Annotated in this window: 15 protein-coding genes; 6 read left to right on the forward strand and 9 right to left on the reverse strand. The window is 63.6% G+C overall.

Features of this window, described 5'->3' with window-relative positions; translation table 11 throughout:
- Nucleotides 1-50: 50 nt before the first annotated feature.
- Nucleotides 51-182 (forward strand): hypothetical protein, encoded by a 132-nt coding sequence (locus tag E5P2_RS38220; RefSeq protein WP_269475015.1) that lies wholly within the window; start codon nucleotides 51-53, stop codon nucleotides 180-182.
- A gap of 63 nt (nucleotides 183-245) precedes the next feature.
- The gene (locus tag E5P2_RS30345) at nucleotides 246-731 is read left to right on the forward strand and encodes a hypothetical protein (RefSeq protein ID WP_068674055.1); all 486 of its coding nucleotides are present in this window, start codon (nucleotides 246-248) and stop codon (nucleotides 729-731) included.
- Between the two features lie 1188 nt (nucleotides 732-1919).
- Here E5P2_RS30345 and E5P2_RS30350 read toward each other — a convergent pair.
- A complete protein-coding gene (locus E5P2_RS30350; protein WP_068674523.1) occupies nucleotides 1920-2678 on the reverse strand; it encodes a Crp/Fnr family transcriptional regulator in 759 nt (252 codons plus the stop codon).
- Between the two features lie 1252 nt (nucleotides 2679-3930).
- On the opposite strand from E5P2_RS30350, the gene E5P2_RS30355 reads away from it, so the two are divergent.
- Nucleotides 3931-4641, forward strand: a complete 711-nt coding sequence (locus E5P2_RS30355) for a hypothetical protein (RefSeq protein ID WP_146039560.1) — start codon at nucleotides 3931-3933, stop codon at nucleotides 4639-4641.
- A 109-nt stretch (nucleotides 4642-4750) separates the two neighbouring features.
- Nucleotides 4751-5158: a hypothetical protein gene (locus E5P2_RS30360; protein ID WP_068674047.1), complete on the forward strand. Its 408-nt coding sequence runs from the start codon at nucleotides 4751-4753 to the stop codon at nucleotides 5156-5158.
- A gap of 97 nt (nucleotides 5159-5255) precedes the next feature.
- Here the strand turns inward: E5P2_RS30360 and E5P2_RS37940 are convergent, their stop codons facing one another.
- Nucleotides 5256-5471 (reverse strand): hypothetical protein, encoded by a 216-nt coding sequence (locus tag E5P2_RS37940; RefSeq protein WP_162570918.1) that lies wholly within the window; start codon nucleotides 5469-5471, stop codon nucleotides 5256-5258.
- A gap of 88 nt (nucleotides 5472-5559) precedes the next feature.
- Nucleotides 5560-6234, reverse strand: a complete 675-nt coding sequence (locus E5P2_RS30365) for a YkgJ family cysteine cluster protein (protein ID WP_162487216.1) — start codon at nucleotides 6232-6234, stop codon at nucleotides 5560-5562.
- An 86-nt stretch (nucleotides 6235-6320) separates the two neighbouring features.
- Between E5P2_RS30365 and E5P2_RS30370 the strand changes: the two genes are divergently transcribed.
- Nucleotides 6321-6875: a hypothetical protein gene (locus E5P2_RS30370; protein WP_068674044.1), complete on the forward strand. Its 555-nt coding sequence runs from the start codon at nucleotides 6321-6323 to the stop codon at nucleotides 6873-6875.
- A gap of 39 nt (nucleotides 6876-6914) precedes the next feature.
- On the opposite strand, the gene E5P2_RS30375 is transcribed toward E5P2_RS30370, so the two are convergent.
- A complete protein-coding gene (locus tag E5P2_RS30375) occupies nucleotides 6915-7718 on the reverse strand; it encodes a TatD family hydrolase (RefSeq protein ID WP_068674041.1) in 804 nt (267 codons plus the stop codon).
- A gap of 210 nt (nucleotides 7719-7928) precedes the next feature.
- Here E5P2_RS30375 and E5P2_RS30380 point away from each other — a divergent pair, with 210 nt between their 5' ends.
- A complete protein-coding gene (locus tag E5P2_RS30380; protein ID WP_162570919.1) occupies nucleotides 7929-8567 on the forward strand; it encodes a hypothetical protein in 639 nt (212 codons plus the stop codon).
- A gap of 75 nt (nucleotides 8568-8642) precedes the next feature.
- Here E5P2_RS30380 and E5P2_RS30385 read toward each other — a convergent pair whose 3' ends face one another.
- The 5 genes from E5P2_RS30385 to E5P2_RS30405 all read right to left on the reverse strand — a co-directional run bounded on the left by E5P2_RS30385 (nucleotide 8643) and on the right by E5P2_RS30405 (nucleotide 14644).
- Nucleotides 8643-9149: a hypothetical protein gene (locus E5P2_RS30385; protein WP_068674036.1), complete on the reverse strand. Its 507-nt coding sequence runs from the start codon at nucleotides 9147-9149 to the stop codon at nucleotides 8643-8645.
- 690 nt (nucleotides 9150-9839) lie between these two features.
- On the reverse strand, nucleotides 9840-10166 hold the full coding sequence (locus E5P2_RS30390; RefSeq protein WP_146039562.1) for a hypothetical protein: 327 nt from the start codon (nucleotides 10164-10166) through the stop codon (nucleotides 9840-9842).
- A gap of 86 nt (nucleotides 10167-10252) precedes the next feature.
- Nucleotides 10253-11053, reverse strand: a complete 801-nt coding sequence (locus tag E5P2_RS30395) for a hypothetical protein (RefSeq protein ID WP_162570920.1) — start codon at nucleotides 11051-11053, stop codon at nucleotides 10253-10255.
- Between the two features lie 145 nt (nucleotides 11054-11198).
- The gene (locus tag E5P2_RS30400) at nucleotides 11199-13301 is read right to left on the reverse strand and encodes a hypothetical protein (protein WP_162570921.1); all 2103 of its coding nucleotides are present in this window, start codon (nucleotides 13299-13301) and stop codon (nucleotides 11199-11201) included.
- Nucleotides 13302-13489: 188 nt separating this feature from the next.
- The gene (locus E5P2_RS30405) at nucleotides 13490-14644 is read right to left on the reverse strand and encodes a hypothetical protein (protein ID WP_068674024.1); all 1155 of its coding nucleotides are present in this window, start codon (nucleotides 14642-14644) and stop codon (nucleotides 13490-13492) included.
- Nucleotides 14645-14766: the final 122 nt, after the last annotated feature.

Below are 14766 nucleotides of genomic sequence, written 5' to 3' on the forward strand. Positions count from 1 at the left end.
ACATCCTCGGTGGAGCAGTCAAGCCTCAGGACCTCGAACGACTTTCGCCCGTGCACAGGGCCTTCATCGACACGGCGCTCCACGTCGCCCTTCGTGGCGGCGTTTCCGAGGTGGAATGCCTGGACCACATGCGCGAATGGGCCGGGCGGCTCGAGCAGGCAGCAACGCACTACGAGGGGTAGGCCGCCTACAGCTTGAACGCTCGAAGTTCCCGTACGATGCCCCGTTCCAAAGGAGTTTCCGAGATGGAGAACGAAGACGACGACCCGGTGGGCGCAGGCATCGATGACCCCGCGTGCCTTGAGGGGCTCACCGAAATGGCGGTGGATTCAGGCTTGGCCCGCGCTGGTGACAAGCTCGACAAGAACTTCCTCGAGTTTGCGATGGACGTGGCAGGCCTTTGCGCAGCCATTGGGGACGCCTACGCGGACGACAAGTCAGGCCTGAGTGCGGGCGACCGCATCCGCGAGCAGTTGTGCTGCGGCGTGCCACGCAGTGCGTACCCGTCCTTCCGCACAGACGGTTCACAGGCGCGCGGACCTGTCTCGCGCTTTACCGAGTTCGCAACACAGCGCGGGCTCATCCGGCCTGGCGACAAGCTCGACCAGAACGTGGTCGACTTCGCGACCCGCGTGGTGGACGCTGCCGCCTCCCTAGGCGACCCGTTTGGCGACAGCGAGGCTGGCGGCAATGCTGGCGAGCACATCCGGGCGGAGTTGTACGAGGGCTAGGTACCCCCCCCTCGGAGCTCGCGCCGTCTTAGCCCGCTTCGAAGAAGAAGGGGCCACGGCAAGCCCGCTGCCCAACTCCAGCCGACGGGGGCAGCCCCTCATTGATGATTTCGGAGGACGCGTGGCCAGGGCTCCGAGGCAGCCTGGTCCAAGGCTCAGTGGTGCTCCGGCGAATAGCTCGGACTTCTTACGTTCGGAGGCACCGACCAACTTCCATGGGGCCTGTCGGCAGCTCCGTGTTTCCAGCCGCCTGCTCTGCGAAGAGCCTTGTGCAAGGCAGCGGTCTCGCCTTCTGCGAACAGCACGAGCACCGTAAACGGTGCGCTGCGACCGTAGCACTGCAGGGGCATGGCTGGTTGCGCAGCTTTATAGATGCCGTCATCGCCTCGAGCCTGGAGGTTGAGCGCCCGGCAGAGGTCGATTGGTGCACCGGTCCGAACCCAGGCCGCCGGGAACCCGGGCCTGACCGTGCGCCACTCCGCCTGGCGACCGAACGCTCTCGGGGGGCTTGGCACCGCGGTGAGAAAGCTCGGCGAGAGGTGGGTGAGAGCGTATGGCCAGCGGCCTTCCTTCAGCGCATAGAGCACCGACGCGCGGGTGAGATGGTTCGCTTGGCTCATCAGCCCGGCGGCCTCAGCGTTGACGCCGTTCGCAGGCTCGGCGGCCTGGGCGATGAGTGCGGCGCCCAGCAAGACCGTGGCTGCGAGCGAGCGGAGGCGGGGGTGCGGCGACATTGGGGCAGCCAAGCGGGTTTGGATGCTCCGTGTAGCGAGAGCGCAGCTCCCCCTGGGCAGAACTGCAGGAGGTGCCGCGGTATGGCAGGAGCCAGGCGGGCGCCCCGGGGCTTCCGAGCGGCTTTCAGACTAGAGCGCGCGTTTGCCAGTCCAGAGTCGTCTCGTGGTCGAGGAGGCCTCGCCGCTGTACGAAGGAACGGTGCAAACGCGCTGGCTTTGGACAGGGGAGTGCTTCCGCCGTCGAAAAGCTGACGGAGCTCCCGCAGCGCGCCGACACAGGCGAGCTACGGTTCGTCGCAATGCGCCTGCTGCGGCCGTTGAACGACGTTGCGGCCGGCGGGACAACTGCGCAGCGGCACGAGGCTCTCAGGACCCTGCGTGAGAACTCAGCCGGCGTGCGGGGTCACTGAAATTTGCCTTCTGGCATGCCGCAGGACGCCGCGGCGAACGCCGCCTATCTCTTTTTCCGCGCGATGGCGAACGTCTCTTCGTCGAAAAGGTCGGGGAAGAAGGTCGTCACGGTGGGCTCCACCTTCGGAAGCGATTCCTGAATGGGCAGCGTTCGAAAGTCGGTCGCAGCGAAGTCCGGCGGCACGTGGACACCCTCGGCGTCCTTGGTGACAAGGCCCCGCCCCTCCAGGTCCCGGATGGTCTTGTTCACCTGCTCGCGGGACAGTCCGGAGTACGAAGCAATCACCGACTGCGTAATGCGTTTGTCGTAGCCGCCTGATGCCGTTGGCGCGAGCTGCGTCAGCTCGTGAAGGATGCGACTTACCAACTTCTCCGACGACTGAGATGCGATGCGGCGCAGTTGCGCACGCAGAACGACCAACCGCTTGCGGGCAAGCTCGAACAGACCCAGCGATATCTCCGGGTACTTCAGACACAGCTCCTTCATGGCCACTATCGGGACCACGTATGCCGTTGTCGGCAAGGCAGCTACCAACGAGGCGTCTGCATGGTACGAGGGCTCCATGAGCGTTGGGCCCATGAAAAAGTCGTCCTGACGAACGAACTCCGTGGTCACCCCCTCCTCGCCGCCCGACGGCACCACCACCCTGGCCAGCCCCGAGGCAATGCAATAGATGTAGCTGGTCTTCTCATCGAAGGCAACGATGACTTCGTTGCGCTTGAACGTACGAAGCTCAGACTTCTTCACGAGAGCGGCCCGTTCGCTCTGCGGAATGCCTGCGATGAGCGGGTGGAGATACATCAACGCCTTTCGGTGGGGAAAATCGAACGCAACGGACCTTAAATCGTTCACTAGCCGTGAATGCTCGAGGGGACTTCTCCTTGTCTGAATCGGCAAAAGCAATGCCCTGGTTCCGCACTGAGGCGAAAACACATGGCGGGCCAGGGGCGGGCCACAGTCTACCAACGATGATTTTCCGCTGCATGACAGGGATTTCCCGTCAGCGAACCTCCACAAGACTTGGCGCAGGCCCTGCGCCTTCTCTCAGCCTATGGTCGGCTTGATGAGCCAACCACCGCCGGACGCGCGCTCATCGGTGAGCCTCGCGTGACGGGGAGGCCCTTCGCACCGCTTTCATTCGGCGCGCGCCAGGCAGTCCCGCATTTTCTCATCAGAAGCAAGGCGGAGGCAGGCTGCCACCGACTGCTTCGTGACGGAACCACGGTTCTGCGGCAGATTTTTGGGCCGCGAAGCGACCGTTCGCGGCGGCTGAACACGCTGAGATGGAGCTACTGGCGGGAGGCCGACCGGCTGCGACGAAGCAGCGGGGGTCGCGGCCGCCGTCGGCGCAACGGGGGCGCTTCGGTCCAGAAGACCCAAACTGAGGACGAGGTAGCCGATGTAGCCGAGCACACCCAGCGCGCCTAGGACAAGCCCGGGGAGCCCCTTGCCACGGCCGCCGCTGGCGGCGGAAGGGGCTGGCGGAGGCGGTGCCGCTGGAGGAAGTGCCGAGGCACGCGCTGCTTTCACCTCGCGCTTCGTTTTGAGAAGCGTCCGCATCGACAGCCAGTACAGCACGGCGACCGCGAGGACATCCAGCACCATGTACGCAGGGTGCCCCATCACAACGCCGACACCCGCCGCCAAGACCGCCGCGACGGTAGTCCACCAGACGCTTCGGGTCGTGCTCGCTACCACGAAGACTGCGACGGCTGGGACGAGCGCGATGAGAAGGACTAGAGCAGACATAGGCAGTTGGTCCGAAAAAGTCCAAAGTCGGCCATTCTGCCCACATCCTGGCCTTCGTGCGCTCCGCTTCAAAGCGCCTGCGGCGCAAATTCGGAAGTGCGTCACACCGCAGATAGCCGCCTTCACGCTTCTCGGCCACACGACACGCCCCTCGTGCCATGAGACGTGGTCATGCGCGACCAAGGCAGAGGGGCGCTCCCTCATCCCGCGTCCGTCCTCTCGCGTAGTCACGCGCCGAACGCGATTTCGGATTACGCCTCGCTCGCTATACCGCTCAGGACAACTACTTTTTAGGAGGGCAGCCGTGCCTATCGTTCGTGAGTTCATCTATAAGGAATGGGATGAGGTTGGAATCATGGGTCTCGAGCCGACCTGGTTTGAGAACGCCAATCCGGCCAGCGGCCTGGCGTGCGCGCACGACATGCTGGAGCACTTCGCGACCCAGACCTCCCCGGTCGAAGGGGAGTGCGAGGCACTCGGCTCCGTTCTGCTGCTGCGCCTGGAGAACGGCTGGGCCATGCGGCACTCTTACGGCCGAGACAACGCTGCGGACCTGGCGCTGAACATCGAGGGGATGCTGCGCGATTGCGTCAACGACGACCTCGAGCTTCCGAAGCTCATCCCCAGCAGAAAGCTGGACTTCTACACCGAGGACTCCATCGTCCGCGGCGTGGCGACCGCCTTTGGCAACTTGGATGAAATCCTTGCCGACACTTCGCTCAGCGAGGAGGAGGTTGCCGAGTACAAGTCACCGACGGTGCAGGCCGCATTCGTCGCCTGGATTCGTCGCGGCTATCGCCGCGCCATGAAACGCTTCTCTGAGTGCGACGGCTACACCGTCGGCATGGTCCTCTTCGAGAAAATCGCGAAGGCTGCTGACAGCCTCATCCGTTCAGAAAGTCTCTGGGAAGGCGCCCGGGTGCGGATTTCCGCTCATCTGCGTCGCTGCGAGGCTGTCATCAAGGTCTTCGACCCCGACACGCGCCGCTGGGTCGACGCAGAACTCTACTGCTAAAAACTGCTTCTTTCGAGCCGCTGGCCTCACAGGTCGGCGGCTTTCCCATTTTAAAGCCCGCCATCGTGCGGCCTGGCTATACACACGTAGAACCCAACCAAAGGACAACATGACAGTTACGAACGTGCAGGAAGTACAAGCCAAGTTCCTGGCCGATGTGGCCAAGAACGGTATCGTCCACACGCTGCAATGGATTGGCACCTGGTACGACCAGGTTGCGGAAGCCGCGGCAGCCGACGAGTTGAAGAACGCGCTTGGCGAATTTGCCGACGATGCAGAAGCTCGCGAGTTGGCGCTGCTCGACCGCCTCCTGCCAGAAGCAGAAGGCATCTCGAACTACAACTCATCCGCCGGACACAACCTGCTCCGCGAAGCGAACATCGCGGCCCGTGCCCGGCTGGTGAACCGACACATGTTCGGCAACACCGGGCCCTCGGGCCGCCGGATGCGATGGGACCAGGTGCGTGAGCGCCTGCAAGCGGAGAAATTCGCCGCTCAAGCGCAGGCAGGCAAGTGATGCCAGAGCAGTCGCAAACTTCGACCCAGCCGCTTTTCGAATATTCGAAGACCTACCCGCCGCGCAACCGAAACCTGCCGGCCCCGGGGCCAGCGGACTACCCGCGCCTTCCTCCGAACAGCGCCTTGAGGACCCCCCAAAGGCTGAAAGTCGTTCGCGAGTAGATTCGGTTGTAGGCGGCCTTCTTTGGGTTGATGAGCCAGCCCCATCCTCGGGGAGCCTTCAGGCCCAGGCTGTGCCGCACGAAGCGTTTGGGCGACGTACGCGCGCCAATCATCTTGCGTACCGAGGGCTTTCGCATCCCAAACTTCACTGGCGGCTCCTTAAGTCATATCTGGGCGAGGTGGCCGTCCGCTCGGTCAGCCGTGCTCATTGCGTATCGACCGAGGCCTTGCGTAGGACTACGAAGCAGGAAAGAAGTCCCGGAGGTCTGCAATCGTCTCGCCGCCGCTTGCTTGCGCGTACACCAACTGAAACTCGCGCGTGTCCACCAAGGGAACTGGAACGGTCACTCCTGGAATCAGGACGCAGAGCCTATCGGATTCATCCAACGAGAGGTGCATCCGGCAGGCAAAAGGGCGGTTGGCGTAGATGCTGCAGCGGTTGTTCCTGAGGAACGTACACGGACGGTGATAGCCATACTCTGTCGACATCTCCTTGCTGGCAGATACGCGCTTCGGCTTGCGACCAATCGCCTCCCCAATGAGGGAGGCCTCTGTTTCGGACACCGACACCGGGATGTGGCAACAATGCGCGCAGCTACCGGCGGCGCAAGCGGTGATTGGCATCAAGGCCTGCCCGAACTTTGTTGCCAAGTCGCGCAGCTTCGTCATGCGAGCTTTTCGCGAAAGGGACGGCCGCAGCACCTCATTCAGCACGCGCTGAATCTCGGCCTCGAAAGCCTTCAGGCGGGCGCGCATCTCAGCCACCTTGCCCTCGGCAACGGCCTGTGCATGCGGCAGGATTCGAATGATGTGTTCGGGAACATCGGCTGCGACGTGCTCGACCATCTCGCGACTGTCGGACGTGAGCATCGCGCGGACTTCGGCAAAGTCGTCGTCGGAGAACTGGGGCACGTGAGGCATTCCGTATTATCCCTCGTTGGACGACGGCCGCATCGCGATGGCTACACGGCGTAGGTCATCAACACGAAGGAATGCCAATGGCACATGGAATTGCAGTATCCCTGGGCACCCCGCCGCTTAACCGCTTTCGCGAAGGTTCACAGCTGTTCCGGCTGCACCCGTCGCTGGGAGAATACGAAGACATCAAGAATATCGTAACCGTCGCGGTGACGGGAGCAGCTGTCGACCACGGCCATCCCGAAACGACCGTCTTCTTCACCGACGAGCAAGGCGATGCTGGCCACTACCTCGGCCTCGGCTTTGCAGAAGCGCTACCGCGCGAACACCGCATTGTGGGCAAGCACGACGTCTACGCCGCCCTGCGCAACCTGCGCTACCTCCCCGTCGGCGCTGACCGCCTCCCAGAGCTGCGCACAAAGGGGCACGAGCTTGCGCTCGCCTTTGCGACCAGCAGCAGCTACCTCGACCCCGAGGACTACGCTGCCAACAACTGGGGCATGTTTGCCGCCAAGTACCTCGTCGAGAACGAGGGCTTGGAGGACCTTCCGCCGGTTGCGAACAAGGTCGACTGGGCTGCAATCGACACCCGTGAGGCGCAAGAGCGCCAAGCGCGTGACGTCCTTTACATCTGAGTAAAAAACTCATTTCTTGACCCCGGCAGCAAGCTGGGGTCATCTCATTTCTGGACGAGTCGTCTTGAGGGAGAACAGGCGCCCCGAGTTCTCGGTGCAGCGTCGCGCCACCTCCTCGAGGGGCAGGCCCTTGAGCAACGCGACCTCGTGCGCCACCCACCGGAGGTTGGCGGGCTCGTTGTACGTGCGTCGGCGTTTGAGGTTCTTCGGGCTGAGGTAGGGCGCATCCGTTTCCAGGTGAAGGCGCTCCAGCGGGATGCCCTTCACCGCCTCGCGCAGGGCGCCACCACGGTTAAGGTCAGTCACCCAGCCTGTGATGCCGATGTCGAGCCCCATGGCGAGAAAGGCCAGCGCTTCGTCATATGTCCCCGTGAAGCAGTGCACGACCCCGCGCACGGCACCCACGCCTGGCTCGGTGACCAGGGCGTGGAACTCCTCGAACGCGTCCCTGCAGTGCAAGAAGAGCGGCTTCTTGAACGCAGCCGCGGCGCGCAGCTGCGCTGAGAAGGCCTTGCGCTGGTTCTCCCGGGAGGAGAAGTTCCGGTTGTAGTCAAGGCCACACTCTCCTATGGCGACGACCTCTGGGCTTTCCCACAAGAGTGCAAAACGCTCGAGGTCCGAAGGGCTCCAGTTGTCTGCAGAATGAGGGTGCACGCCGGCGGTTGCAAACACGAAGCCGCGCTCCGCACGTGCGAGGTGCAGCGCTTGCACGCTGGACTTATGGGAAGTGCCTGTAGCCATCACTGAGACCAAGCCCGCCTCCCTGGCCCGAGCGAGGATGTCCGAGGTGTGGCCGGCGAGCTGGCTGGTGTGGAAGTTGACTCCGATGTCGATGAGGTCCATGGTGTCGATTTCTGAGCGGATGTGAGCTGTGTAGCGTCGTGGATTTGCTTCCGGATAGCCGGCTGATGCTTATGGGGTGTTAACTAAAACGGATGTAGCCCATAGTACCTAAAGCTGACCTTGATAAGATTCATTCTCTCGTCCCCCTCGCTGAGGGGAACCCAAAGCCCGCGCAGCTCGTGCCGCGACGCGCACCGCGCGACCCAACACATGTCCGCAACACCTGCAACCCTCGTCATCGACAAGGCCTTTTCGGCCTATCTCGCATACAGCACCGCTCCGACGGAGGCGGCGCTGTTGGAACTGCTGGCCGAGCTGAAGATGCTCGACGAGACCCTGGCTCTCACCGCGAATCGCAATACCTTTCTGGCGTTCCCAGAGTATCAAGCCCTAAACGCGCTTCTGGACCACGCCAGGTATGTCGGGGATGCGCGCAACGTCATCAGACTGCGCTCGCTGCTCGGCACGCCGCTTGAGTCAGAGATTGGCCAAGCTTGCCTGGTATCGAGGACCGATTGCCACGCGGCGCTGCTGAATGTCGGGGCGGCGCACCGGATATGCGCGAAGCGGGCGGTGTTTAAGGCATTTCGTCAGTGGGGGCCCGTCCTGGACATCCATCCCGCGGTCCTGAACTGCATGGTGAAGGCCTTTGAGCTCCTACGTGCCACGGGGCTGAAGGGGGAGGGCACTGCCTTTCAGGTCTTCGAGGAAACCTACGACTACCAGGCCGAACACGATTTGCCGCACCTTGTACCTGGTGTCGTCGCCTGCAAGGAGTCGGAAGAGCAGAAGCTGCTCGGGCTGATGACGAACCTTTATCTGGCGGAGACGTCGCTCGCAGGCGCCTGACGCGGCCTAAAGCGTTTCTCATTTCATGCAATGTTTCTCGTTCTGGACAAACCGAACGAGAGCCGAAAGACGGGCTTAAGCGCCTTCGAAATCAACCAGTAGACGGGCGGCAAGGGCGCGCAGAACTCCGATATCTTGCGCCGCTTCCATTGCGGCTGTCGAACCATCCGCCGGAATGTCCATCCATTGCGCAGCGCGAATCAATGCGGCACGCTCCGATGTGGCCAGGGTCACCCGGCTGAGCTGGACGCGGTCCACCGCGTCCTCGACGATGGCACGCGCGTAGTCGCGCATCCAGCCCTTGGAGACAGCCAAAGCGTCGACCAGGCCATCAACAGCGGCAGATACGCTCCCCTGCACCGGCCTGTTTGGCGGCGTCTGGCGGCCGGCAGCGAGGTCGCCCAGGTCGAGAATCGCGCGGCCAACCGACACCAGGTAGTCGGCCTTGTTTTCACCCACTGCGCGAGCGAAGCACACGAGGATGTCCAGGTCACTGACGGCCGGCGTCACAGCCGGTGCAGAACGCAGTTCGACCCCGGAGGCCCTGCCTCCGGCGCCGGTGTTCTCTCCTTGCGCCGTCATCGCTGGTTGGCCAGGCCAAGGGCTGGCGCGTCCGTGGTTTGGGGGTTTCCGGACCGCGCCGCGACGCGCTCGGCCTTGCGTTCAGCGAAGGGTCTGCGCGTGCGACTTGGCAGCGGTGGCCAGGCAAGGACCCGCATTTCGACTCCGGCGAACTTGTTGCCAGGGGAGGACTCGAAAATGTCGGGCTGCGATTGGTGGTTCATGAGGGCGGTTCCTGAGGTGATTGGGGCTTGGGCTAGCCCCCGCTATGCAGTTCCGCACAGGCTCGCCGCTGCAGGGAGGCCGCTTCCACGACTTCCTCGTGCCGGGAGGCCTCCTTCATGAGCAGGTAGTCCCGTACGTATAGCTGCCGATGCGACGCAATCACCGAATCGCGTATCTGGCGCGCCCAGCTGCTCCGCTGCACGAGGTCGAGGGCGTCAGTGCAGTACTTCGATTCCGCCAAGGGCGAACAGGCCGAAAGCGCTTCCCCGAAAACGGCTCCTACCCCGACGGACAAGAGCACTCCCACCGGGAGGAAAACCAGGGCCGACGGCGGCGCTTCGTAGCCGTTCCAAGGAATTGCCAGCAGCCCAGCCGCAAACACGAGCCCCAGTGCGTGGCTCGCGAACATAAGTAGCGAGAATAGCTTCTCCCGACTAGCTGCCACCTTGTCCGAGGGCAGTTGGTGTACTGCCATAAGCAGTCGTGTCAGTTCGCACGGCATTCGCGGTCCTCTCGTTTGGTTTTGTTCGCTGCAACCGCGGCCGCTGCAATGGTTCCCGCAACGTCCGCCCACACTTCACGGGTGCGGTCGCTGATGTCGTTCCAGGTCAACGGTTTCCCGAAGGGCGGGGAGACTTCCTGCATGCGCTCGAACGCCAGCCTACCGAAGCAGGCCAGCTCGCCTTGCCTGCCCGTTGAAGCTCGAATCGGCGCGAGTGCATGCCTCGGTTGCACAGCCGCATCCGGGCGGCCCTCCGCGGCTTTCTCTCGCAGGCGGCGCTCATGGAACGGGTCGGTGCCCTGCAGCTGCATAGACGCCAACTTCTCGGGCGACCAGGTTGCGACGGTCGCTTGAGCGCGAGCGACCTGCTCGGCAAGCGAGGAGGGCCGGGCTCCCATCAGCTTTCCTCCTGGCGCAGCTGAAGTTGCTCCCAGACTAGGTCGACGAGGGCATCGTTTAGCTTGTACCGGCCGGTGCCCCGCCACTCCAGGCCGCGCTGCCCGGTCGCGAACTCTCCCATGACCTGCTCGCCAAGGTAGAGCTTTGCGGGGTCCCCGTCACCCGTATGCAAGCGCAGCGTCACAACGCCGTAGTCGTTTGGCTCGTTGTAGTAGACGCCATCGCTGTTGCCCTCCACCTCGAACAGGTCGAGCACAGCACGGATGGTGGGCCTGTCGAATTCTCGAGCTGCGACAGCATCTCCACTGGGCTCTCCAACAGCGGTCGATTCCGCTTCCTCGCCCTCGTGTTGGCCACGCGAAGGCGGGGTTCTGTTCCTAAAGGCGTCAACTGCCGCGTCGAGCTCGTCGCTTGCGATGCAAGTACCAGCGCCGGCGGCCGGTTGCAGGCCTTCAAACTTGAACGCAGGGCCAGCGGCCGTCTCTTCGACCCTCACCCGCTTGCGCAGCTGGACGTAGCGCAGCGCATTATCCTGAAGGCCTCGGGACGGGTACGGTGCGGCTCGCGCCAAGTCACCGCAAACGTCGCACTGCATCCGTTGCCAGCCTAGAGCATCGAGGGCATCCCAGTCGACAGGCTCCTCCTGCGGCGCCTTCGTCTTCGCGGCCAGGGCCTTGAAAAGGGCGTCCGCGAAGGCGAGGGTGTCCGACCAGGGTTCGGTGGACCCTGAAGTCGTCTTTCGCCGTAGCGCGATGACTTCTTCGGGCGTGAGGATGGGATAGGCAGGGGATTGGCTCATAGGCGCCTGGGGAGAGGAGAAAGGCGGGAGCTGTCCCGCGGGCTTCGGCGTTCATTATAGAGCCTTTTAGATGCACTATCAACACCGTCACTGCACATCTAAAGCACAAAAAGCGCCCAAGGGCGCCTTTTTGGAATGTCGCTGTTTAGGCGGCGACGGCGGCCTCCGAACGCTTCCGCGGCCTTCCCACATGCGGGCGGTTCACGAAGTGTCGCTGGATGTGCAGCCCGTCGGCGGCGCCGAACACCTTGACCTTCTCGCTGTCGAAATCGGCAACAGCCGCTGCCGGGACGTAGAGCTTCGGGGTGTTGCCAGTGTGGGTTGTCACCATGTGGGGCCCGCACGCATTCAGCCTGGCCAATCGACGGCTGGGCATCAGAGGATGCGGGACCAGCTCGAATCGCGCCCCTGGCACGAAGCCGTAGTCTGCGAGCCATGCGCCCTGAACCTGAATGCGGCTTTCACCTGGCGGGAGGTCGTACAGCGACGTGTTCTTGCCAGAAGGTGCGTGGAGGGGCACCGTCAGACCGCCTATGGAAGCCGTGGGGGCCTTGGAGCCTTGGACGGCGGCGCCCTCGTGCCTGGAAACAAAGCGCTGAATTCTCAGGGAACCGAGCGGGATGCGTTGTGCCTTCTTGCACTGCCGGCCCAACTCGCTGTCAGGGGTGGTGAGCAAGATTCCGTCGCGCGTCACAATCGCCCGGACAACTTCCGTACTCGCCACGTCGAACAGCGTGGTGCCCACGAATTGACGGGGCATGTCGGACCTTGTTTGGTCGTAGGGGCGCAGCGTCTTCGACGACGTCTCATTCCCGCGCCGAATCATCGTGACGTTGGTGTATCGCGTGAAGGCCAGCGGGTCATTGAGCTCGATGCCTGCGAGCTTCCAGATGAGGCCGGCGAGGATGGCTAGGCGGTTGCCTGTGGCATCCGTTACCTTGCAGTCCTTCCACGCAAGAACAACAGCGTCAGCGGTCGGATACGGCGCGCTGACGAGGTCAACGACGTCATCATCTACGCGAGGGTTGCGCTCGAGCCGGGTAGGCTCGAGACCTCGGGCGAGCTTACGCGCGTCTTCTTCGGTCGTGAGGATGACGTAGCCTGGGCCTTGAACCAGCGCGTGCTTCGCCGGCGTGACTTCAGGGCTCAGTCCAACGTGGTTGACCACAAAGCCTCCTTCCGAGGTGACGGAAAACATGCCGCCGCGGTTGCCGGCCCAGATGAGTGCTCTGCCTTCAAAGGTAGCGATATTGAGGCCTTGGCGGGGTTCGAGCCCGGCCGCACGGAGCGTCCGCATTGGCACTCGCAGGGACGTGCACCCCTGCGAATCGGCCCGCAGGACCACTGCCTCGGGCTTGGCAAGCCTTGGCCAGCTGGCGAGGGCCGGGTACATCAGGCGCACACCGCCGACCGCAACGCTGCCCCGCGACCAACCGTGAGGCGGTTCCTCGCTATCCTCAGCTGGCGTAAACGGTCCAGCGTCGGCAGCCGCCTTCGTTGCCACTGGCACGTTGTCTGCGGCCTCGCGCGCCTCTAGCCCGAAGTCGGAGAGCGGCCGTGACATGCCTACCAAGGCAACGGCACCGTCCATTGCAATCATCCGCACGGCGTCGCCCTCGACGGACGCGGCCCCGATGGGTCCAATTCGGAAGTAGGGATAGGCCTTGCCGCCCGCGGAAGGCCGGTAGGTCAACCGACCGTTGGCGCGCTGCTCCTCCACGCGTTCGATGAGGAGGCCGTCGGCATGGCGGGTGATGCGCGTCGGCGACTGGGGTCCGAACCCGGCGACTTCCCACAGCTTGCCGGAGACCGTCAGGTGCTTGCGCTCTCCGTGCGTCTTGAGCAGGATGTGCCAGGCAAGCCCGCGGCGAGAAGGCACAGGTGCCTTGCTCGTCGCCAGTTCCTGCTTGTTCGGTAGGGGGAGGGTCGGAACGGACTTGAAGTCGGCGACGCCCCGCCGGCTTGGCATCAACAGGAGGTACCCCTTACCAATCAGCAGCAGCGACTGCTCTTGCAGTCCGGCAGGCAGGCGAGAACTGGTCAGACGCACACCAAGCCTGGGCGAGACGGCTACGGAATCGCCGCAAAGAGCCTCCGGGCCGCCGGCCGTGACAAGCGCGATGTCCTGGAACGAGGTGACAAACACCTCGCGCACGTGGGCCATGCTGGCGGCTGCCAGCGCCGCGTTGGGAATGAGCAATTGTCTGTAGCCGGCAGGCTGCACGACCTTGGGCACGTGCTGCAGCAAGGGCGCGGTGAGCTCGGGGCAGGTCGGAGAGGCGGGATAGGGGACAGCGCGCACAGGCTTGCTTTCTGGATTGACCGTTGGAAAGCAGGATTGTAGGGTCTTTTAGATGCATTAGCAATACCGCCACTGTTGCCTAAAACGAAAGCGGCGCCTTATAGCACCGCCTTGCTGACCGTCACGTCGCGGTACTAACTCGCGAAGTGCTGCTGGATATGCAGTCCGTCACGGGTACCAATGACCTTGACGGCAGGGCTTCGGAAGTGCGAGACCGTCTCCAGTGGCAAATCGAGCGCCGCGTGCGAGGCGTTGAGAGGAGTCTCCCCGACAAGAAACGCGCCCTCCTTATCCAGGACGGCGAGGACTCGAGAGCGGACAACCGGGTCCTGCTCGAGCGAGTAGCGCTGGCCCGGGTGGAAGCCGTAGTTGGTCAGCCACGCACCCGTGACGATGAGGTTGGGCATCTCCCGGTCAAGGGGCACCACCGTTGTGTTCGCGGGCGAAACCCGCAGCGCCTCTTCCGCGGTCGCCGGAGTGTCATAGTCGCGGCGGTCGTCGGCGATAAGGGCAAAGTCGCGCAGCGACCTGGCCACGCCAACCAATGCGATTGCGCCGTCCATGGCGACAACCCGTACCGTGTCACCTTCGATGGTCGACAAGACCGCCCGGCCGAAGCGTTTGCCGCCGTAGGCACGCTTGCCCCGAGCCATCTTCGAACGCAGCTGGCTATTGGCTTCCTCTGCGGCGACCTGCTCGATGAGGACGCCGTCCATGTAGCGGGTCACCCGCAGCGGCGAGTCAAGCTCGAAGCCTGCGACGCTCCACACATTGCCGGTGACGTCCAGGCACCGCTGTGCGCGACCATAGGCCGCCGTGGTGAGCTCGCGCCACAGCAGGCCCTTGCGCGCGGGCAGGGGCGCGTCGACGTGGGCCACGGTCTCCTCTTTGAGCAAGCCCTCGTTTTTCTCGAACTCCGGCAGGTGCTGGTAGCGGGCGGCTTCCGAGCCAGAAACGACGGCAACGAAGCCTGGGCCTGCTAGCAGGATGGAGTCTCGGTGAAGCACGGAAGGCAGGCGCGACATCGTCAACTGCAGCACGGCGCCGCGCTCCGAGCTTCCGGCAAGCGCACGGCGCTGGCCACCGTGGCGGGAGCTCGCGGTCACAAGGGCGCCGTCCCCGAAGGTGGAGACGAAAACAGCGGCGCGGCCTGAAAGGCCAGCAGCGGCAAGCATGCGGGCAGGGATGACGAGGAAGCGCCGCCCAGCGTTCGGCGCACCGTATTGAAAGGCATCGCATCGGGCGACGGGGTCGGCCAGCTTTGGCCAAGCAGCGAGAGAGGGGTACATGGTTGACAGGAACGAGGGTCAAAATCGAAAAAACGACATCTGCTCGTCCCGGCATTGGGCGCAAAACTAGAGCGCCGCCCGGAACCAAGAAACCACGTATTGAGAGACACGCTTCGGTAGAG

It is taken from the genome of Variovorax sp. SRS16 (assembly GCF_901827165.1).
In the GTDB taxonomy this organism is placed as follows: Bacteria; Pseudomonadota; Gammaproteobacteria; order Burkholderiales; family Burkholderiaceae_C; genus Variovorax.

Excerpts from the sequence above, each read along its gene's own strand:
- E5P2_RS30345 (WP_068674055.1), top strand. The coding sequence starts at position 246 with ATGGAGAACGAAGACGACGACCCGGTGGGCGCAGGCATCGATGACCCC.
- E5P2_RS30350 (WP_068674523.1), bottom strand. The coding sequence starts at position 2,678 with ATGTATCTCCACCCGCTCATCGCAGGCATTCCGCAGAGCGAACGGGCC.
- E5P2_RS30360 (WP_068674047.1), top strand. The coding sequence starts at position 4,751 with ATGACAGTTACGAACGTGCAGGAAGTACAAGCCAAGTTCCTGGCCGAT.
- E5P2_RS30370 (WP_068674044.1), top strand. The coding sequence starts at position 6,321 with ATGGCACATGGAATTGCAGTATCCCTGGGCACCCCGCCGCTTAACCGC.
- E5P2_RS30375 (WP_068674041.1), bottom strand. The coding sequence starts at position 7,718 with ATGGACCTCATCGACATCGGAGTCAACTTCCACACCAGCCAGCTCGCC.
- E5P2_RS30380 (WP_162570919.1), top strand. The coding sequence starts at position 7,929 with ATGTCCGCAACACCTGCAACCCTCGTCATCGACAAGGCCTTTTCGGCC.
- E5P2_RS30385 (WP_068674036.1), bottom strand. The coding sequence starts at position 9,149 with ATGACGGCGCAAGGAGAGAACACCGGCGCCGGAGGCAGGGCCTCCGGG.
- E5P2_RS30390 (WP_146039562.1), bottom strand. The coding sequence starts at position 10,166 with ATGCAGCTGCAGGGCACCGACCCGTTCCATGAGCGCCGCCTGCGAGAG.
- E5P2_RS30395 (WP_162570920.1), bottom strand. The coding sequence starts at position 11,053 with ATGAGCCAATCCCCTGCCTATCCCATCCTCACGCCCGAAGAAGTCATC.
- E5P2_RS30405 (WP_068674024.1), bottom strand. The coding sequence starts at position 14,644 with ATGTACCCCTCTCTCGCTGCTTGGCCAAAGCTGGCCGACCCCGTCGCC.